Origin of the sequence: Hydrogenophaga atypica (assembly GCF_042665215.1) — a bacterium.
In the GTDB taxonomy this organism is placed as follows: Bacteria; Pseudomonadota; Gammaproteobacteria; order Burkholderiales; family Burkholderiaceae_C; genus Hydrogenophaga; species Hydrogenophaga defluvii_A.
In genome coordinates, this window is record NZ_JBHTCA010000020.1 from 39,976 (window position 1) to 56,855 (window position 16,880).

Consider the following 16,880-nt stretch of genomic DNA (forward strand, 5'->3'; position numbering starts at 1 on the left):
CCCTATGAACCGAAACAACATGCGACCCCAGGCCATACCCACCGTGCAGATCGACAACGGGCGCGTCATCGTCACCGAATGGCGCTTTCCACCGGGCGCCGAAACCGGCTGGCACACCCACGCACACGACTACGTGGTGGTGCCCATGACCGACGGCAACCTGGTGCTAGAGACCGACGAAGGCATCAAGACCAGTACGCTGGTCAAGGGCCGTTCGTACGCGCGCCAGATTGGCGTGAGCCACAACGTCATCAATCCCGGTCCTCACGAAGTCATTTTTGTAGAAATTGAAGTCAAAACGCGAACAAGGCAGGACTACGCTGAACAAGCGTAGGTACCCGACGGCCGCCTGCTGACCATGTTGGGGCGCGTCACCAAGAACACCACGGGCATCGACCTCAAGCACCTCTTCATCGGGTCGGAAGGCACGATGGGTGTCATCACCCGGCTGGTGCTCAAGTTCGCGCCCCTGCCAGGCGCCACCAACACCGCGCTGTGCGCCTTGCCGTCGTTCGAAGCGGCCATACGGTTGGTACACGAGCTGCGCCGAGCCTTGCCCGGTCTGTCGGCATTCGAGGTGATGTGGGTCAACCTCATGGATGCCGCCCTGGCCGTGGGCCAGCTGCGCCTGCCCTTTGATAAACCGGCACCCGTTTATGCCCTGGTGGAACTACAAGGCCAGAACGAGGGCGAGGACCGCGCGCGGCTGGAGGCAGTGCTGGGCAATGCGCTAGAGCATGGCACCGTGAGCGATGTGGTGGTGGCGCAGTCATTGGAAGACGCTAACCGCCTGTGGGCCTACCGCGAGGCCATTGGCGAAATGCTGGGGCAAACCCAGCCCTATGCTGCTTTCGATATCGGCATACCCATGGCGGAGATGGCGGGCTTTGTGGGCGCGGTGCGCGAGGCGGGCGCTCCAACTCCGGTTTGCGCAACAGCAGCACCTATTTTTTCGGGCACATCGGGAACCTGAGGGAAAGCACGCAAAAAGTAGCATCCGGTTACAACGCAACGGGAGGCGCAACAGAGTCCCTACAACGCAGTCCTGTGACAACCACCTACCCTGGATTGCTGCCAAGCGTTGAAGCTCCAAGTTGCAACAGCTCCGAGGTCATCGGTGCTAGAGGGGCAATCAGGTGCATCCCAGAAACGCGCGAACCGAGAAAGCCACCGCGCCGCAACCCATTGGATATAGGACACCCCCTAAGTCAACCACAGCCGCCTCACCTCATTCCTCGAACTACCTCAGGATCTGACGTTGCCGGCAGGTGCGCCAACGAGAGCTCGAAAAGCTGCGCGGGGCCTTCGAGCATGAGCGGATGCAGGAGGCCTTGGGCTTGACGGCCTGAGGACCGACATCTATGGGGTTTGGGGTCTCGCCCGTGTTCGCATCCATGTACGTCATCGTTGCCGATCGCCAATGAAGACAGCGCTCCCACTCATGGGTGGCATCGCGGGTTGGTAGCCCAGCCTCGCGCTGAGACCTGCCCACAAAAAAGGCCCGCACAAGGGCGGGCCTCGGACCGGCAGTTAACCGGACTTACTTGCCTTTGTGCTTGCTGGCGCCAACTTTTTGGGTCAAGGCGGAAGCTGCCACGGACTTCACGGCAGCAGGCGTGCGCGGATTACTCAGCAGCTTTGCAGCCTTCGAGGCCACGCTTGCCGAGGTGGTTTCATTGCTGGGTTTCTTGGGGGTCATAGATAGGAATTACCAGTTAGGGAATAGGAAACACGCGGGCGACCTGCAAAGCGACCTCCCGCATGCGATCGGGGTCAAACAAACAACTGCATCTGACCCGGATGGGAGCGCCAGTGCTGACACACAGACTCCTGGCGTCCGAAACGGAACCGGGTGTATGCGCGTACGAAAACGCTCCTCCATCGGTGATAGGCCATGGCCATCTCCTCATGAAGACTCAGGAGAATTTGGCTTGCCCACACATCGCGAACTGGTAAAATTCACTGTCTGCCAAGACTGATGTGCATGGGTGGTTTGGTAGCCCCCTGTTCACCTCACCAAAGGCCCTGTTGTGTTACAGCACTTCAGGGCCTTTTTTTCGACCTTGACGGCGAGCCGCTGGCGCTGCGCTCACCACTTCAGGTCTACCAGAACACGAGGGTTGGTATGCCCATCACACTCTGGCATGACCATGCTACAACATCCATATTCGTACATCAATGCCATAGAAAACATTCCCGTTTCGGGAACCATTACGCCGACAGCAATTCACTAACCTGACCTGTTTTGCCAATGAGGTGGTTCATGAGCTTGAAGTTTTTGGTCTCGAAGCGCAGCCTGCCCGCGACCACGGCTGGGTGAACACCAAGCTCATTGGCAAAGGCAATCGCGTCCTCGGTGGTCAGGGTCTCCCGCACTTGGGCGTCCTCCCAGGACTTGGCGGGAATCAGAGCCTCTTGTGCGGTCTGATCCGCACGTTTTTCGATGGCGTCCTGATCGGCACGATCCAAATCATCAATGAAGAACGGGGCCTCTGCCGTCAAGTCATGGGCGACGTGGGCCAACTCGTGCATCAGCGCGAACCAGAAGTTATCCAGGCGGTCGTGCCGAAGCGTCAAGGCGACAACAGGTCGCCCCGTGTGGTCGAGCATCGCCGCGCCATCCAAGAACGTGCGGTTGAAGTGGCGCTCGACAACAAAGACGATGCCATGCCGGGCCAAGTACTCCTTTGCGAGTTGGGGCCCATTACTGAAAGCAGAAAGCTTGGCCAACTCACGCATCCATGCAGGGGTAATGACCCCAGATTTGTACTCGCGCGTGACGCCTGCCTCTTTTGCCTTGCGCAAGACACACATGCACCACGCCCTGATCGCCATTTCGTCGGGCTCGCGATCCCCACGTTGAGACAGCGGAGCACGTAAAAACGCGGGGCCCATGTGCTTTGGCATAAAGCCTTTGATCAGGTCCTCCGCGTAGTCCTTGAGCTTCTGTAGATTGCCCTGAAACTCTCCAAAGTACCCGCGGTCTCTCATCTCCTTGAGCGGAAAACGGGTGTAGTCGATGGTCGGCTCTTCCTCAACCACCGCGACGTCCTCGATCAAGACGTCAGCGGGAATGCCCAGTCCATGGTGAAGGCGCCGAATCATCGGCAAGGACAGCGGCCGCTTGCGCGCCAGCACCTCCGAGACCTTGGAGAGCGAGCCCAAATACGGCACCAAATCTTTTCGGGCCAGGTCCATCTGGTCCATGCGAAACAAGATCGACTCGATGGGGTCAGGCTTGACGGGCGGGACCGTTTGACGTTCGAAGTTCTCGATGACCAACGCCAGCAACTCAAGCTCATTTTCTTGAGGTGAGTTGGGCACGAGTTCGCCCGACATCAGCTCAGACAGGCGCGCCATGGCGGATTCGTAATCAGCCTGGGTTTTGATAATTTTGACGTCCATCGCCTTCTCCGTTGATTTCCAGACACTAGATGTCGTTGGATTCAGAATTTCTTCTTGCTGTACTCGGCGTGTGTTCCGACCCACTCCACGAGCACCAGACCGTTCTGGTATCGGACCTTCACGACAAGCCGATACGAGTTGCCCTTGATGTCAAAAATGACTCTGTTGTCGGCCAGAAAATCCGCGCTTCTGTATCTGCGCTTGATGTCATGGGGCGTTTTCCAGTGCTCTCGCTCAACATCGACCTGCCAGGCATCCAGTTGGCCACGACACGCAGCATGGGACGCCTTGAACGCCTCAAGGATAGGCAAACCCAGTATTCGCATGAAGAAGCGGTGTGTCCATGTTCAGATGGATATTATAATTCCCAAATCGGGAAATTCATAAGAATCCCGAGCACTGCCTCGGGAAAACCATGAATCATCCTCCAAACGAAACCAGCAGCCCGGAGCATTGCGGCCGCATGCGATAGATCGCCTCTGCGTGCTCACGTCTACGAACCGCGATTACTCGTCCTCGGTCAGGGGGTGCCCCCAAAAGCTGTAGATGCGTTTTGTTACCACCCAGAGCGGGAACCAGAGCGGGAACCAGAGCGGGAACCAGAGCGGGAACCAGAGCGGGAACCAGAGCGGGAACCAGAGCGGGAACCAGAGCGGGAACCAGAGCGGGAACCAGAGCGGGAACCAGAGCGGGAACCTTCGGGCAAGCACGCGCAAGTAGCATCCGGTTACAGCACAACCGCAACCGCAACCGCAACCGCAACCGCAACCGCAACCGCAACCGCAACCGCAACCGCAACCGCAACCGCAACCGCAGGCGCAGGCGCAGGCGCAGGCGCAACAGAGTCTCTACAACGCAGTCCAGTGACACCCACCCTGGATTGCTGCCAAACGTTGAAGCTCCAAGCTGCAGCAGTTCGGAGGGCCTCGGTGCTCAAGGGACAATCAGGTGCATCCCACAAACGCGCGAACCGAGAAAGCCAGCGAGCCACGACCCATTGGGTATGAGCCCCCCCCAAAAGTCGGCCACGTCCGCCTCAGCCCAAGTTCTCGAACTACCTCAGGATCTGCCGTTGCCGGCGGTCCTCCAACTTCGCCACATCACTGCCCGACGCGTGACGATCAGACGTGCTCAAAAATGTTGTCAGTGATCATGTCCTGGCGCACTGGCCGCTGCAAAGCTGAGATCAACAGTTCATCAATCACGGGATGAGCCAGGCATGAACACCCCGGCAACGCCACTCAATAGACCCTGTGGATCGAGAAACGACAGATGGAACCCCACACCCACGCGCCCAAGATTAAATCGCGCCAAACAGCCTGAAAACCGCCTGCGTGCGGGTATGCATCATTGCTGCGGCATCTGGCTTTCAGACGAGCCCGCTCACATGCGTTGGGTGCGCAACATGACTCAATTTTTTTGCTGTACCAGGCAGGGCACCTGTAACTGACGCGGGGGGCTCGCAAACTCCCAGCCCGGTTCCCTTTTTGTGCGCACGCGTGTATGCGCGCGGGCGCGCGCCCCTTTTTTGGTAGCTTGCTGTTTTGAGCACATGTTTGGCTCGCTCAGTTTTGGGGATACCAATAAACACAAGGGAAAACGCAGATTTTGCGACCGCGCCGGGCCGATACGGGTTCGGTCCAGACTACGTCCACCGCCAAAATGCAAGCCCAAGTGATTGATTTCACTTGGGTTTTTTGCTTTCTGCCTTTGCAGTCCCCCGCATGGTCCCCCGGCCGCACACAAAACATCCGTAGGTCGACTACCTGGACAAGCTGCGCGCAGGCGCCGAGGTGATCCAGTTCCGTGCGGCGTAACAACCGGCAGGCTTGTTGCGCTTTTTTGTGGTCTTGTTACGGCGGGCCGGTAGCCACCTGAAAACCCAGATGGTTGCCAAATCGAAACCATCCGGAAACCATTTGGTTTTCGCCGATCGCTTCCCCTGTCCCATGGGACAGCACCGGGACAGACGCGGGACAGGCTGGGGAGACCTACCTTCCCCGGCTCACCCTCACCCAAAAAGGCGACGGCGGGAGGTTCTCCCCAAAAAAGGGGAAAACCCAGCCACACACGGTGCGCGCACCTGAAGTTTTCTCAAGGCCCGGACACTAACTTTGGCTAACAGGCTGGTGCCCGCCACCTTGTCCAGATCGTCGCCAAGGGCTTCGGCGCGGGCGATGTGCTGGTTGATGCTGCGCTTGGACTCTCCAGTCACAGCGGCTGTTGACGACGCAAAGGACTTGTTTTGCGGACGTGCGCCGCCGTGACCTGAAACTTGAGGTGGGAAAACGTCGCCCACCTCAAGTTCATTCGCCTTCACCGGCACCGCATCGGCCACCACCTCAACCCGCTGCTTGATAACCGGGTGCAGCGCCTCCCAAATCTCCTTGCGGCGCTTGACGGCTTTGCTGCGCTGGGCGGCGGTCAGCTTGAGCACTTCAATTCGGTCGTGACTGACGACCGATTTCAACGAGATGGTTCTCGCCTTTTTGGGCGAAAACCAGCACGCCCCCCATGAACACGGGAGGCACCCCGCTGACGTTGGTTCACAATGACCCGATGGACGACACAACCGAAGCCCACGACAAAGCCGAGCATGAGCAGGAAGCGCTTGCAGCTTCAGGGCCCCATCGCAGCCTGCGGATCAAGCCCAGCACGTTCGATCAGATGACCGAGCCAGACTCGACCGCATGGGCCCCGCCTGGACCAGCCGCGCGCCGGCAATGAGTGGCTAAACTAAGGCGATGAGCTCCAGAGCGAGCTGTGTCACCTCTGGAGTAACGGTTGCTGTGTCCATAGTCGTGTAGCCGCCGATCCAACTCATAAGGACCATCAATGCAGACCCAGCCCGCATCAGACGACGCGACTGATTGGTGCTTCCTTCTTCGTCGCGAAGAACAAGCGGCCGCTCTGAGTCAGAGGTACCTGCGTTACGTCGCCCGCTTTGAGCGCAGGGACAACCGCAGAGCATGGTTGCGCTACATCGTTGGCAGCCCTGTGACCGCACTGTCCGCCATCTTCAAACGTAAGCCGCTGCCGCTTGAATTGCGCCGACAGCCGCTGAGCGAAGTGGATTTCCAACACGAATTGTTCTTGGGCTCTATCAGACGCATGTCCGCACCGGATTGAGTCGGCGTTCGGGACGAGTCATCCCCGGCAGCAATGGCGGCAGTGTCTGTCCTCGTGCCGCCACCGGCACCCTCGCAAGTGGTTTCGCAGGGCACTAAGATGGCACACGAACACCACCCTTTCTCACCCTTGGGAAGCATGTGAACATGGCGACGTGCCGCATTTGTCAGCAACAGTTTCAGCAGTTGAAGTTCAAAGTTGATGACATAGGCATTTGCGGCCAATCTAACCACTATCTTCACGACAGCCCAAAGCCAGCGTCCGCTGCACAAGCGCGGATTGCTGAGATGCTAGTGGGTGGAATCGAGCGAAGGGTCTATGCCAATCTCGAATCTAACGAGGAATGGAAGCTCCGCCGTGCGGCACTGCGGTTGGACGACATGGACGCGACGGTAGATGGTGGACCGCCTGGACGGTTGAACCGCCTACTTGCTGACCCTGCGAACCGGGACAATAGATTCAAGATGATGCGGGCATCCCGACGCGGACTACTTCGCATGAATGGCCCTATCCCGTGGTCCTAGCCCAGCCCGCCCGCTTCGGTGGGCTTCTTCATGCGCAAAGTTTCCACGTGGAAACTTTTTTACTCGAATGGCGGTAGGCCGTCCGGGATATCGTCCATAGTGAACATCAAGTCCAGCCGCTGGTTGATAAGGTCGGCTAGCGTGTCATCGTTTGACGCCCGCTGCACGAGCGCCTTGATACCCTGGCTGTGCGCCGCAGCGAGGTGGCGCAGCGATACAACCACCACTGAGCTGTCTTCGTTGGACTGCACTGGCACCAGGTTGTTGTCGACCCACACCAGCATGGTCGCTTGTCCCTTACGCTGCGACGAACTGACCGGCGTGTACCCGTGCAGAAAGCCGTTCCGGGCTCCCCACAGGTCAATGCCGCGCAGGGTGTAGTTTTCACCCTTGAGCGCCAAGTGTCTGTTGCCGTAGTCTATGAAGCGCTGGCTCGTGGTGTCCGGCATGTTGGCCGGTCGGTCCATGCCGGCCACCGTGTCGATGGAAGCCAGCAGCAGTTGAGCCGCTGCGAGGTAACGACCGCTTTCTATGCAAAACCGCACGTCGCTAAGCATGTGCTCAACGAACACTCGGTGAAACTGCTTGTTGTTGAGCTTGCTCACCGCAGAAACTGCTGCGCGTCTTGCTTCAGCTTCTGTTCTCGCTGGGCAAGTTCTTCCCTCTTCTTTTCGTAGCGCGCAAGGGCTGCGTTGTACGCCGCCGCTTGCTCGTCCACCTTCCCGGCCAAGGCTCGAAACCTGTCCAGGTCCGGCTGCGTCGTGAAAAGCGGCTGCCCGTGGGCTCCGACCTGCATCTTTCCGTCTTGCGTGTTAAGCCAGTTGAAAAGCGCCTCTATCGAATCGGCATACGCGAGCTGCACCACGTCAAGCTCGCCGAACAGCTCCGTCATCTGCCTGCGGGCGTTCTCAGCGCCTACAACCGCACCACGGCGCGCCTCCTCATTCTTCAAGGTGGCCGCCATGGCTTGGCCCTGGGCCAGCGTGTTTGCCACCAAGGCTTTGCGCTCTGCGAGCAGAGCTTTGTACTGCGCCACCTGGGCCAGTGCGAGAGTGCGGGTGGCACGGTTGGTCACGGACTCCATCGACAGCACTGCAGCCATGTCAATCGCGCCCATGCGGGTAAGGACGCTGTCGAACTTGGCCCGGTTTTCCTCCTGCGTAGCAAGGGCTTTCTGGACCAAGGCTTTGGTCTCGGCCTGGCTCATCTCTTTGGCGACGGCCATGCCGCCGGCTGTTAGCACCAGCAGCACACCCACGACAAAGGTACCTTTTGCTTTGCTCAAGTCATTCCCCTTCTTGGTTGCGGCCCATGTGATGAGCACCGGCAGCATCATCTGCCCGAAGCTGGTTGCCAACTCGTACCCCACCCATGCCGCGGTGCCTTCGCCAAGGATTTGGAGATGCACCTGCGGTATCAAAAAACCGATGCCGATGAGCGCCCAGCCAGCCAGGCGCCACTTCTTGGCGGTGGCAGCGGCATCAGCCGGGGTTTCGTAGGGGGCGGTGGTCATGGGTTGTTCCTGTTTGCAAACACTTTTTAGCAGATTCCGGGACGGCTTTTCCCTGAAAGGGGCGGTTGCGTTAGGCCGGCAGGCATTCTCTGGCGGGTTTGCGCGGGCGCCACCGCCATCGCAGCAGCCTCCGCCGGCACCTCCACCCGAACCTAAACCCGCAAAACGGGCATTTGCCCCACCTCAAGCACCACCGTCCGGTGGCAAATCCGTGGATACCCAGATGGATACCAGCCTGGAAACCTTCTGGAAACTTCTGGCAACCTCCTGGCTACTTTTGGCGACCTGGGCCGCAGCGGCTGGTGATGTATTGGTGACTGGCTGGTGACTTCTGGCGTAACCTTGCTTGTAACCATGGCGCCGGGCGCTACAGGAAATCCTGTAACGGTCTGCGTGGTGCGTACTCGTGCGTACCGTTCTGCGTACCGGAGTACGTAGTCGGTCGCGTCGCCATGGCCGTCCGCGAGCTAAAGACTCACACATTCATGTGGGTTGGCGCCACCTTGCATTGCAACAACAATCGGAATTTGGAACCACCGGCGAGGAAAACAGGATGACCGAATCAGCAGCGACTCAAGCCAACGCAACGCCAGGTGTTGCGCTTCGTTTTGCCAGACACCTCGTTGGTGTCTCTTCCCTGCTGGCGGTAAACCCTTTCCACGAGGTGCTGGGCAAGGCGCTGGAGGGTCACGATGACATGGACCGCGAGGCTGCGGCCATCTTCTTGCGCAAGCTCACGACGAACCCCAAGTTGGCCGACGAGGTGGCCGACAAGCTGGAAGGCCTGTTGGGGGGAGGTGGCGCAGACCGGCCGATGTTCAGCCGGAAAGTCGCGTGATGCGGAGCGCCCGAATCTATCAATTCCCTGTCAGGACTGAAACAGACTCAAAAATGGCTAAAGGCTTACACCTACCCCATGTTCATGTGAATTTTTTTTTTTTGGGGGGGGGGGGGGAGAAATGAACTCAGTGCAACCCAATGAAGGGATGATGTTGCGATGAACCTGAAACTCGTGGCGGCGCTGCTTGGCGCTGTTCTAGTCCATGTAGCTGCGTCTGCAAACACTCTTGACCTGTGTCAAAAAGCAGCAACCAATGCGAACAGGATGGGCGTAGTCCAGAAGGACAAATACACCTTTTCCAAGAGCGCTGCGTGCATTCCTGCCTCCCCGAAGCACAGGTTTGTTTACATGCTTGAGCTGCGCGGTCTTCCGAACGATGTCTTCCGGCAGATCGACTTTGCGCGAGACATCAAACCAAGTGGGCTCAATCAGTTTTGCACCGACCCTGACATGCGTGCACTGCTAAATGCCTACGACGTGGACCACCGCTACTACTCCGAAGACGGCACCTTTATTGGGTCGATTCTCATGCAGTCACAGGAATGCGGCCAACGCCGGTAGCCTGCCACAAATGCACCGATAAAGGAGTAATGCGATGATGAAACCCAAGCTGGCGATGGCGCTTGTTCTTGTGGCCGCGACCACTTTCTCTTTCGCAGATGACCGAAAGGTTGAGGCTTACGCCCGTGCCGCTGCGGAAGCCGGGGACAAGTCGCTAAAACAAAACCAGCCGAATGATGGCGTCACAAAATCACAGCGAGCCTTTTCCCAGGGGAAGGCTGTCATATACGAGTATGTTTTGGCGATCAGGGCTGACGTTACAGAACAGCAGCTTGCCGCATGGAGGTCGGCAACCCGTAGCGAGGTTGTTCCGCCTGCTTGCACCTTATTGAAGCGTGACGAGTTTTTTAAGCAAGGCTTTCATTTCCGGTATAGGTACCTTGATCGCTCCGGCCGCGTGCTTGACGACTTCTCTGTCAACAAGCCGGCCTGTGAGGGACTGTAAAAATGCCCGACGAACAAACAAGCCCATGCCCGCTGTGTGGCTGCCTAGCCCAACCATCAAGCCGGCCAGCCGAAATAGTTCTATGCGCCAACTGTGGCGAACTGCACCTTGCCCCAGGCTCTGCCGACTACATCCAAAATTCACCTCAGTGGGTGCGCGATGACCAGGCGCGGCGCGCGCGAGCATGTTCAGCCAGCGGCGGCGTCTGGACTGTCAGGCCCACCACCGATGACGAACGGCGGCGAGGACCTTCCGTAGATGGAGTCATAGGCAGGTGCGTCGGTAGATGCTGACCTTCGGACAAGGCACACCTCTGCAGGCGTCAGCTTGCGCGGCCCAAAGCACAAGCACAAATCCTCGCCAACTTCCACGATGTCGTGTGCCTCGTCGCCTTGAATGCCGGTCTTGACCTTGAGGCCGCCAGGACCAGTCCATTCGTATGTGATGGCCGTGGGCGCTCGCTCAATTTTGGCCTCTCTCATCGCATCAAACATGGCATTGACCTGATTCAGCGCGTTTTGAGCCACATCTACTGAGTCCATTACCTTCTCCTTCAAATGTTGCCGAGCTGCTTACGCTGCTGTTTCTCGTTGCGCTCTCACCTCTTTATAGGCGGCCATGATCTACGGGTCGGTGCGGTACTTCTCGGGAATTTCGCCGTTCACCACCTTGATGCGAAAGCCGTGATCCCAGCCCCCGCGCGTCACGCACACGCCGATGCGTTGCTCAAGACGAAAGGCCTTGGCCACTACCGTCACGGAGGGAATTTCAAGCGAGCACTGATTTTTCACGTCATTCCTCTGGTCAGGTTCTTCATCAGCCGGTCCGTGAGTAGGTCGGGCTCGGCCAGGTAGTCGTCGCACACGTCGTCGGTCTGGGGTGGGCGTAGTTCATCGGGATGGCCGTCCACCACGAAGGCGACCATGTTGTGGCACTCATGGTCGATGTAGGACTTGCAGTTGTCGCAGCGGTGCAAGGGTTTGTGAGACATGGAGTTTTCCCGTTCGGGTGACACAATGGAAGGATGGACGGCACTCTCTGGGGCTTCAACCCCATCTTCATCGGCTGGCTCGGCGCTTTAATGGTCCTGGTCGCTTTCGGCGCCTGGCCCAACCGGTAGGCCCCGGGCCTGCGCGCTTACCGCCGTTCCTCCTTCTTTTCCTCTGCCCCTGGTAGGGCGAACGTCGCGCCAATGGTTGCCGGTGGGGTCATGCGCCAGCCGACAGGCAGCGCGGTCAGGGCGCCGCGCGCGAGGGCCGGCGCGATGTTCTGGGCCTCGCTCTGCTGCACGCCACGGGTCACGGCACTGATCTGGGGCCCAAGGTTCAACAGCGGCAACTTGCTGGCGATGGCGTCCAGGGCGTCAAAGCTGCGACCTAGCAGCAAAGCCCCGCTGTTGCTGTTGTTGACCGCGCTGCCCACGGGCTGGTGGCTGGTGTAGCTGCCCACCCGGCCCACGGCTTTGAGCTGGGCGACTTCCTCGGGCGTGAAGCCCAACGCCTTCAGTTTGCGCTCGCCGATGGTGGCCACCGCCTGGTTGTAGCGCAGGGCGTCGAACCGGGCGGTTTCGTCTACCAAACCCGTGCCGACAGCACGATCCTTGAGCCAGGCCACCACCGAGCCGCGCACCGCCTGCTGTGCGGCTGGGTCTTTGGCCAACTCGGTGCCCAACTTGCCGACCGCGAACACATTTGCGCTTGGACCGACCACGTACTTGCGCACAAAGTTTTCGGGCAACCCCTCACCGTCAAATATCGTTTTCAGTGCGGTCGTCTTCTTGATGGGGCACATCATGGCGGCGTTGCGCTCGATGTTTGGCTCAGCCGCTGCTGACGGATTGCTGATTGCTGCTGACTTGTCGGCGCTTGCCTGCGCCCCCAGCGTGCCGCGCTGGCCAGTGGCGACCGCAAGCTCTGCGGGGTTCGGGTATTTGGATTTTTCGGTTGCGAGCATGGTTTCCTACTTGGTCAGACCGAGCCGAGTTCGGCGCGCATGAAGGCCTCGATTTCGTCCAGGCCGGTGCAGCGCTGGCGGATGGAGCGGCCTTTGCTGACCACGATGTCGTCGGGCGTGGCGCCGAACTGGGACAGCGAAAAGCCGTGGGCCTGCAACTTGGTGCGGGCGTGTTTCATGCGGTTCGCATCGCGGGCAGAGATTGCGGAGGCCATGTCTTCGGCGCTCAGGCCGGGCACGTGGAAGGGGCGGTTTGGGTTGCGGTGTTCATGGTTCGATGGACGGGTTTGACAGGTTTTGGGGCTTGCGAAAAAGAAGATGTCACCACCCGATCACGGGGCTTGGCCGGGGTTGGCTGGCTTGTCGTCGGGCAGGTCCGCGATGTAGGCGTCGGCGATTTCAGCCAAGGCGAGCGCCTGCTCCAACGCGTGGTCCAGGTCGGGACAGTTGGTCAAGTCGTGGCCCAGCTCGTCAATCCGGCGGTGCAGTACCCGCAGGCGGAGGGCCAGGGTTGCGATCTGCTTTGCCGCCGATGGGTCGCTCGCGGGGGCCAGGCCACACTGCTCTGCCAAGAAGCGGATATGGGTCGGGTGCAATGCCGCCGTGGCTGTCTGCCCTTCACGGCGCTGGCTGACAAACACCAGCCCGTCCTGCTGTTCGACCTTCAGGGCCGGGATGTGCACGGCGGTCATGCGACGGCCTCCACGGGCTGGGCCGCTTGCTCGACAAGGCGGGTGAAACACGGGCGGCCGGTGCGGTGCGGGAGCAGCCTGCGGTACACCCCGAAAGCCCCGCAATCCCCCTGCAGGGATGGCAATATGTAAGGGAGGACATTCCGTGACGTAAGGCCCTCGAAATCAGCACCACCTGCAAATCGAGCCAGAACCCGCATGGCTGCTTGGTTTTCGCCCTTTTCGTCCAAGGTCACGGCGTGACGTGGTTGTGCCGTCCTTACGTCACGGCGTGACTTGGTTTTTGGCTTCACCACGTCACCGGGTGACTTGGTGGACGTTACGGCGTGACGTGCGGTTTTTGTTTTTTCCCACCCTGCCGCGCGTGCTGCAAAGTCCTTGACGGCCTGCTGTTCCAGCTTCTCAATCAGGTCCAGGCCCTGCTGAACTGTGGCGACCTTCTTCCAGTCGTTGGTGGCCGGCATGGCTTCAATGAACAGCTTGCGTTGCTCGAAAACCTCCACATCCGTGACACGGTAGAGGCTGCATTCCCGCTCGCCGTCCTTGTCGGCACCACCATGACGAACCCGATCAATGAGGCCGACCGCACGCAGCGCGCGAAGGCTGCGCGCCAGCGTCACATGGCTCTTGATGCCGTAGCGCTGGGCCCGGGCAATCGGCAAAGACAAATTGCCGTTGTTCGATCCCCGCAGTTCACGCAGCAGGGCGAGATACACGCGGATGTCAGTGCTGGACAACGCAGCAAACGCGGCGCTGTCGAACACGTCGTCGTAGATGCGCAGGCTGTGGCCGCGAGGGTCGCGCCAGTTGCTCGTTTTGCCGCGACCGTTAGCCATGATGGCGGCCTCCCCCCAGCACAGCCACCTCGGGCCCGTCCAGCACCGCCAGCGCGTCCTGCAGGCGGCCCAGTGCGGCCTTGGCACGCTGATACGCCTCCTTGTGGTCTGCGGCGCCGGCAGTGGCGCGCGTGGCGACTGTCTGGACCACCGCCGTCAACGACAACACCGGGGCCGGCAAGCCCTGGCGCTGGCCTGCCGACAGGCCCACGGTCTTGTTCACCAACTTGTCGAAGTTGGCGTGCACCCAATGGCGGTTTTCCGATTCGGCAGCCAACTGGTGCACACGGTCGTGCAGCTCGTGATAGCCCGGCAGGTAGTCGCGTTGGCGGGTTTCGGCGGCGGCGCGGGCATCGCGGAAGGCTTTCACCAGGTCGACCTTGAGCGCGCGGACCTTGGCGGTGTTGCGGCTGTAGGCCAGCAGCAGATAAGCCTGGTCCTCGGTCAACAGCGCAGAACGTTCAGGGCGCCCACCCTTCGCGCCCTTCGGAGGTTTTGCGATTTCAAATCGCACAACCCCAAGCGCCTTGAAGTCTTCCGGGTAGGCCTCCACCAACTTAAAGGCGCTGCGGTGCTGAATGCCGAGGTGGTGGGCAAGGTCGCGGGTATCGACGCGGGGTTCCTCGCGGGCGATGATTATGGTTATGGCGGCGGTCATTTGGCACCCCCGATCACGGCAGGTTCCGACTCCAGGACGTACAAGGCAGCCCCGCGATGTGGCCACCCGTCACGGTCCCACAGCGTCACACGCTTGGTCAGAATGCTGTACCCGAAGCGGTCACGCAGCTCCTTGATGCGTGCGGGCGCCTGATAACACCCGAGCCGGCGCAAGTCATAGCTGGTCTGTGGGCCGATGCGCAACGCCCGGATGATCCGGTCCCGCTGGGCTTCTGCTGATGTGGACCGGCTGACCCCCACCAAAGATTGCTCGGCGGCGTGGAGATTTGTAGAGTCAGGCTTGTCTGACCACTCCGGGAAGTTTGGCTTGGACACCTGAACGCCCCCGGCCTCACCCCCGGGGGCTTTCTTTTTGCGGCGGTCAGGCTTGGACATGGGCCACCCCCTTCCCCAGCAGCGGCTGCTGCTCCACCGCACACACGGCGGCATCGAGGTCATCCACCGAGGCGGCCTGCTTCGTCAGGGCGCCGCAGTTCAACACGAACAGTGGGCGGCCGTCGTCACCCTGAGTCACCACCACTGCACCGCCAGCAAGGGCAGCACGGGCCTGCAGATTGGCGACGAGCTTTTGGGTCGGGTTGCTCATGCTGCGCCCCCTTGGCCATCGGCCTGGGCTGCCAGCCAGGCGCGTATGTCGCCGACACGCCAAGCCGTCACACGTCCAGGCAGCCGAACCGGTTCGGGAAAGCGCCCCTCAGCAACCATGCGCCAGTGGGTTGCCGCCCCATGCTGAAAGAGCGTCACATTCGTTGGACGCTTCGGGTTCTTGACGAGATGCCGCTGGCGCAGATGCGCCGAGTCGGGCAACAAGTCAAAGTTCTGCACCGGGCAGGATGGGTCACGGACTGGTTTTTCAGTCATCGCACTCATATCGTTCTCCGTTGAACAACTTCGCCGGAACGTCTTCCGGCTGGGTTGTCGATGTGGATTTCGTGTACACGCCGCGATGTTCTCGGACCATCCGAGACAAACAAACCTTAGGTGGGGTCAACTCAGGCGGGCGACGCTGGAAGTAGTCCGGGCACCAGCAAAAAGCAGCAGCGCAAGCCACTGATGCAAAGAGCACCCAAGCCATTGATTTGCAAGGACTTTCCCCATTCATGAGGAGAGGTAGACGACAAGGCCAAAAAGCAGCCACGCCTGCGTCTTGATCACTTGGCTGTCGATTCGGACTTAGGTGGGGTCAACTCTTATGAATCAACAACTTACACAGGCCAATCACCCCCCAAATTGGTGGCGGAAGGCGTGTTTTCCCCCTGAAAACAAGGCATTTCGGCCCCACGTGCTCGAAATGCTTGTCAGGGAGGACGTGCACAGGGGTTGACAAGCCTGACCGCCTACTAGGATCGCGACATGAAAGACCAAACCCAAGAGCGCCTCGCGAAAATCTCCGCCATCGCGACCCTGGCTCTGCATGCGCTGGAAACGCCAGCCGGGCGCCGAGACATCCAAGCCCTTTCTGGCGCGCTGAGAGCCATCAAAGACCAAGCCGAGGTGTCGGTCGGTGCGGTCCGTGGCAGCGAATCGGCGACGGTGGGCGCCGAGGTTGAAAGCGAGCTGGGAATGCTGCGAGAGGCCGTCATGGAACTGGTGCGGCTCATCGGGCCACGCCTCACGCGCGAACAGGTGTGCTTGCGCCTGGGCGTGGCTCGCAGCACGCTGGCCAAGCGCTTGGAGATGGGCCAGTACCCACGCCCCGGCAAAGACGGCAAGTGGCTGCTGTCGGAGATTTTGGAGTGGGAGCGCCGCCGTTGACGGCTTGACACGTCCACGGCCCGGCGTGATACAGTGGGCGCAAGCCGAAAGGCCCGGTGCTTGAAAACACCTTCCGAAAAGCGGTGCAGCCTCCCCGTCAGTGAGGCTTTGTCACGTCCATTGATGGCGCCTGGCTTCTGGCCGGCCGCCAAATGTCCCCCACCGGGACATTCAGGTTTTGGGCGGGATGGTCAGAGTGGCAACACCTGGCGCACGGTCTTTTCGCCGTGTTTTCAACATCCCGTCCACCCGCCTTGCTTGAAAACAGGGTGTGTGGGTTTGAAGTCTCGAAAAGGAGCCTCACCCATGACCACGGTCATTCCCCTGGTGCGCCACGCCGCACCCACCCTGTCCACGCTGGACACCACAAGCCCCGAAACCATCCGCCTGCACGGCCTGGCCGAGAACGCCTTGGCCACAGCGCTGCACGAGCTGCGCCGGATCGACGCCACGCCGGCCACCTTGCGCCTGGCCACGGCACGCGCTACCCGAGCCGGCACGCTGCTGCGCCGGGCGTGTGAGAGTCTGAACACGGTGGAGGGTTGAGC

Annotated in this window: 25 protein-coding genes; 9 read left to right on the forward strand and 16 right to left on the reverse strand. The window is 60.2% G+C overall.

The window, feature by feature from the left end; all coding sequences use genetic code 11:
• Positions 1-4: 4 nt before the first annotated feature.
• Positions 5-334: a cupin domain-containing protein gene (locus ACFQPB_RS18500; protein WP_382199491.1), complete on the forward strand. Its 330-nt coding sequence runs from the start codon at positions 5-7 to the stop codon at positions 332-334.
• 24 nt (positions 335-358) lie between these two features.
• Positions 359-973, forward strand: a complete 615-nt coding sequence (locus ACFQPB_RS18505; RefSeq protein ID WP_382199492.1) for an FAD-binding oxidoreductase — start codon at positions 359-361, stop codon at positions 971-973.
• A gap of 567 nt (positions 974-1,540) precedes the next feature.
• On the opposite strand, the gene ACFQPB_RS18510 is transcribed toward ACFQPB_RS18505, so the two are convergent.
• Positions 1,541-1,699, reverse strand: coding sequence for a hypothetical protein (locus ACFQPB_RS18510; protein ID WP_382199493.1), 159 nt, complete (start codon positions 1,697-1,699; stop codon positions 1,541-1,543).
• 512 nt (positions 1,700-2,211) lie between these two features.
• On the reverse strand, positions 2,212-3,405 hold the full coding sequence (locus ACFQPB_RS18515) for an ImmA/IrrE family metallo-endopeptidase (protein ID WP_382199494.1): 1,194 nt from the start codon (positions 3,403-3,405) through the stop codon (positions 2,212-2,214).
• A 29-nt stretch (positions 3,406-3,434) separates the two neighbouring features.
• On the opposite strand from ACFQPB_RS18515, the gene ACFQPB_RS23920 reads away from it, so the two are divergent.
• Positions 3,435-3,824, forward strand: a complete 390-nt coding sequence (locus ACFQPB_RS23920; protein WP_465262283.1) for a hypothetical protein — start codon at positions 3,435-3,437, stop codon at positions 3,822-3,824.
• 1,592 nt (positions 3,825-5,416) lie between these two features.
• On the opposite strand, the gene ACFQPB_RS18525 is transcribed toward ACFQPB_RS23920, so the two are convergent.
• Positions 5,417-5,875: a hypothetical protein gene (locus tag ACFQPB_RS18525; RefSeq protein WP_382226408.1), complete on the reverse strand. Its 459-nt coding sequence runs from the start codon at positions 5,873-5,875 to the stop codon at positions 5,417-5,419.
• Between the two features lie 365 nt (positions 5,876-6,240).
• Between ACFQPB_RS18525 and ACFQPB_RS18530 the strand changes: the two genes are divergently transcribed.
• Complete coding sequence (locus tag ACFQPB_RS18530; protein ID WP_382226411.1) at positions 6,241-6,534, forward strand: hypothetical protein; 294 nt, start codon at positions 6,241-6,243, stop codon at positions 6,532-6,534.
• A gap of 583 nt (positions 6,535-7,117) precedes the next feature.
• Here the strand turns inward: ACFQPB_RS18530 and ACFQPB_RS18535 are convergent.
• Entirely contained in the window at positions 7,118-7,663 is a 546-nt protein-coding gene (locus ACFQPB_RS18535; protein WP_382226414.1) for a hypothetical protein, read from the reverse strand.
• Entirely contained in the window at positions 7,660-8,571 is a 912-nt protein-coding gene (locus ACFQPB_RS18540) for a hypothetical protein (protein WP_382226417.1), read from the reverse strand. Before ACFQPB_RS18540 ends, ACFQPB_RS18535 begins: the two co-directional genes overlap by 4 nt.
• 508 nt (positions 8,572-9,079) lie before the next feature.
• On the opposite strand from ACFQPB_RS18540, the gene ACFQPB_RS18545 reads away from it, so the two are divergent.
• The 3 genes from ACFQPB_RS18545 (at position 9,080) to ACFQPB_RS18555 (ending at position 10,418) form a co-directional block, all read left to right on the forward strand.
• Positions 9,080-9,409 carry a hypothetical protein gene (locus tag ACFQPB_RS18545; RefSeq protein WP_382226420.1) on the forward strand — a complete coding sequence of 110 codons (330 nt, stop codon included), beginning with the start codon at positions 9,080-9,082 and terminating at the stop codon, positions 9,407-9,409.
• A gap of 159 nt (positions 9,410-9,568) precedes the next feature.
• Positions 9,569-9,973 (forward strand): hypothetical protein, encoded by a 405-nt coding sequence (locus ACFQPB_RS18550; RefSeq protein ID WP_382226422.1) that lies wholly within the window; start codon positions 9,569-9,571, stop codon positions 9,971-9,973.
• Positions 9,974-10,007: 34 nt separating this feature from the next.
• Positions 10,008-10,418 carry a hypothetical protein gene (locus ACFQPB_RS18555; protein WP_382226425.1) on the forward strand — a complete coding sequence of 137 codons (411 nt, stop codon included), beginning with the start codon at positions 10,008-10,010 and terminating at the stop codon, positions 10,416-10,418.
• A gap of 188 nt (positions 10,419-10,606) precedes the next feature.
• On the opposite strand, the gene ACFQPB_RS18560 is transcribed toward ACFQPB_RS18555, so the two are convergent.
• The 11 genes from ACFQPB_RS18560 to ACFQPB_RS18610 form a co-directional block, all read right to left on the reverse strand.
• The gene (locus ACFQPB_RS18560; RefSeq protein WP_382226427.1) at positions 10,607-10,960 is read right to left on the reverse strand and encodes a hypothetical protein; all 354 of its coding nucleotides are present in this window, start codon (positions 10,958-10,960) and stop codon (positions 10,607-10,609) included.
• Between the two features lie 81 nt (positions 10,961-11,041).
• Positions 11,042-11,209, reverse strand: a complete 168-nt coding sequence (locus ACFQPB_RS18565) for a hypothetical protein (protein WP_382226430.1) — start codon at positions 11,207-11,209, stop codon at positions 11,042-11,044.
• Entirely contained in the window at positions 11,206-11,409 is a 204-nt protein-coding gene (locus ACFQPB_RS18570) for a hypothetical protein (protein ID WP_382226433.1), read from the reverse strand. Before ACFQPB_RS18570 ends, ACFQPB_RS18565 begins: the two co-directional genes overlap by 4 nt.
• Positions 11,410-11,555: 146 nt before the next feature.
• Complete coding sequence (locus ACFQPB_RS18575; RefSeq protein WP_382226436.1) at positions 11,556-12,371, reverse strand: hypothetical protein; 816 nt, start codon at positions 12,369-12,371, stop codon at positions 11,556-11,558.
• Positions 12,372-12,385: 14 nt separating this feature from the next.
• Complete coding sequence (locus tag ACFQPB_RS18580; RefSeq protein ID WP_382226439.1) at positions 12,386-12,586, reverse strand: hypothetical protein; 201 nt, start codon at positions 12,584-12,586, stop codon at positions 12,386-12,388.
• 117 nt (positions 12,587-12,703) lie between these two features.
• Positions 12,704-13,063, reverse strand: a complete 360-nt coding sequence (locus ACFQPB_RS18585; protein ID WP_382226441.1) for a hypothetical protein — start codon at positions 13,061-13,063, stop codon at positions 12,704-12,706.
• A complete protein-coding gene (locus ACFQPB_RS18590; RefSeq protein WP_382226444.1) occupies positions 13,060-13,899 on the reverse strand; it encodes a hypothetical protein in 840 nt (279 codons plus the stop codon). Before ACFQPB_RS18590 ends, ACFQPB_RS18585 begins: the two co-directional genes overlap by 4 nt.
• Complete coding sequence (locus tag ACFQPB_RS18595; protein WP_382226447.1) at positions 13,892-14,557, reverse strand: Rha family transcriptional regulator; 666 nt, start codon at positions 14,555-14,557, stop codon at positions 13,892-13,894. The genes ACFQPB_RS18590 and ACFQPB_RS18595 overlap by 8 nt, the downstream gene beginning before the upstream one ends.
• Entirely contained in the window at positions 14,554-14,952 is a 399-nt protein-coding gene (locus ACFQPB_RS18600; protein WP_382226450.1) for a helix-turn-helix domain-containing protein, read from the reverse strand. Before ACFQPB_RS18600 ends, ACFQPB_RS18595 begins: the two co-directional genes overlap by 4 nt.
• On the reverse strand, positions 14,939-15,163 hold the full coding sequence (locus ACFQPB_RS18605; protein ID WP_382226453.1) for a hypothetical protein: 225 nt from the start codon (positions 15,161-15,163) through the stop codon (positions 14,939-14,941). Before ACFQPB_RS18605 ends, ACFQPB_RS18600 begins: the two co-directional genes overlap by 14 nt.
• Positions 15,160-15,447, reverse strand: a complete 288-nt coding sequence (locus ACFQPB_RS18610) for a helix-turn-helix transcriptional regulator (RefSeq protein WP_382226456.1) — start codon at positions 15,445-15,447, stop codon at positions 15,160-15,162. Before ACFQPB_RS18610 ends, ACFQPB_RS18605 begins: the two co-directional genes overlap by 4 nt.
• Before the next feature lie 483 nt (positions 15,448-15,930).
• Here ACFQPB_RS18610 and ACFQPB_RS18615 point away from each other — a divergent pair, with 483 nt between their 5' ends.
• Positions 15,931-16,332 (forward strand): helix-turn-helix transcriptional regulator, encoded by a 402-nt coding sequence (locus tag ACFQPB_RS18615; RefSeq protein ID WP_382226459.1) that lies wholly within the window; start codon positions 15,931-15,933, stop codon positions 16,330-16,332.
• A 306-nt stretch (positions 16,333-16,638) separates the two neighbouring features.
• Positions 16,639-16,878: a hypothetical protein gene (locus tag ACFQPB_RS18620; RefSeq protein ID WP_382226462.1), complete on the forward strand. Its 240-nt coding sequence runs from the start codon at positions 16,639-16,641 to the stop codon at positions 16,876-16,878.
• Positions 16,879-16,880 lie beyond the last annotated feature (2 nt).

Coding starts and splice junctions, on each gene's coding strand:
- ACFQPB_RS18500 (WP_382199491.1), top strand. CDS start 5: ATGAACCGAAACAACATGCGACCCCAGGCCATACCCACCGTGCAGATC.
- ACFQPB_RS18505 (WP_382199492.1), top strand. CDS start 359: ATGTTGGGGCGCGTCACCAAGAACACCACGGGCATCGACCTCAAGCAC.
- ACFQPB_RS18510 (WP_382199493.1), bottom strand. CDS start 1,699: ATGACCCCCAAGAAACCCAGCAATGAAACCACCTCGGCAAGCGTGGCC.
- ACFQPB_RS18515 (WP_382199494.1), bottom strand. CDS start 3,405: ATGGACGTCAAAATTATCAAAACCCAGGCTGATTACGAATCCGCCATG.
- ACFQPB_RS23920 (WP_465262283.1), top strand. CDS start 3,435: ATGTCGTTGGATTCAGAATTTCTTCTTGCTGTACTCGGCGTGTGTTCC.
- ACFQPB_RS18530 (WP_382226411.1), top strand. CDS start 6,241: ATGCAGACCCAGCCCGCATCAGACGACGCGACTGATTGGTGCTTCCTT.
- ACFQPB_RS18540 (WP_382226417.1), bottom strand. CDS start 8,571: ATGACCACCGCCCCCTACGAAACCCCGGCTGATGCCGCTGCCACCGCC.
- ACFQPB_RS18550 (WP_382226422.1), top strand. CDS start 9,569: ATGAACCTGAAACTCGTGGCGGCGCTGCTTGGCGCTGTTCTAGTCCAT.
- ACFQPB_RS18555 (WP_382226425.1), top strand. CDS start 10,008: ATGATGAAACCCAAGCTGGCGATGGCGCTTGTTCTTGTGGCCGCGACC.
- ACFQPB_RS18560 (WP_382226427.1), bottom strand. CDS start 10,960: ATGGACTCAGTAGATGTGGCTCAAAACGCGCTGAATCAGGTCAATGCC.
- ACFQPB_RS18570 (WP_382226433.1), bottom strand. CDS start 11,409: ATGTCTCACAAACCCTTGCACCGCTGCGACAACTGCAAGTCCTACATC.
- ACFQPB_RS18575 (WP_382226436.1), bottom strand. CDS start 12,371: ATGCTCGCAACCGAAAAATCCAAATACCCGAACCCCGCAGAGCTTGCG.
- ACFQPB_RS18580 (WP_382226439.1), bottom strand. CDS start 12,586: ATGGCCTCCGCAATCTCTGCCCGCGATGCGAACCGCATGAAACACGCC.
- ACFQPB_RS18585 (WP_382226441.1), bottom strand. CDS start 13,063: ATGACCGCCGTGCACATCCCGGCCCTGAAGGTCGAACAGCAGGACGGG.
- ACFQPB_RS18590 (WP_382226444.1), bottom strand. CDS start 13,899: ATGGCTAACGGTCGCGGCAAAACGAGCAACTGGCGCGACCCTCGCGGC.
- ACFQPB_RS18595 (WP_382226447.1), bottom strand. CDS start 14,557: ATGACCGCCGCCATAACCATAATCATCGCCCGCGAGGAACCCCGCGTC.
- ACFQPB_RS18600 (WP_382226450.1), bottom strand. CDS start 14,952: ATGTCCAAGCCTGACCGCCGCAAAAAGAAAGCCCCCGGGGGTGAGGCC.
- ACFQPB_RS18605 (WP_382226453.1), bottom strand. CDS start 15,163: ATGAGCAACCCGACCCAAAAGCTCGTCGCCAATCTGCAGGCCCGTGCT.
- ACFQPB_RS18610 (WP_382226456.1), bottom strand. CDS start 15,447: ATGAGTGCGATGACTGAAAAACCAGTCCGTGACCCATCCTGCCCGGTG.
- ACFQPB_RS18615 (WP_382226459.1), top strand. CDS start 15,931: ATGAAAGACCAAACCCAAGAGCGCCTCGCGAAAATCTCCGCCATCGCG.
- ACFQPB_RS18620 (WP_382226462.1), top strand. CDS start 16,639: ATGACCACGGTCATTCCCCTGGTGCGCCACGCCGCACCCACCCTGTCC.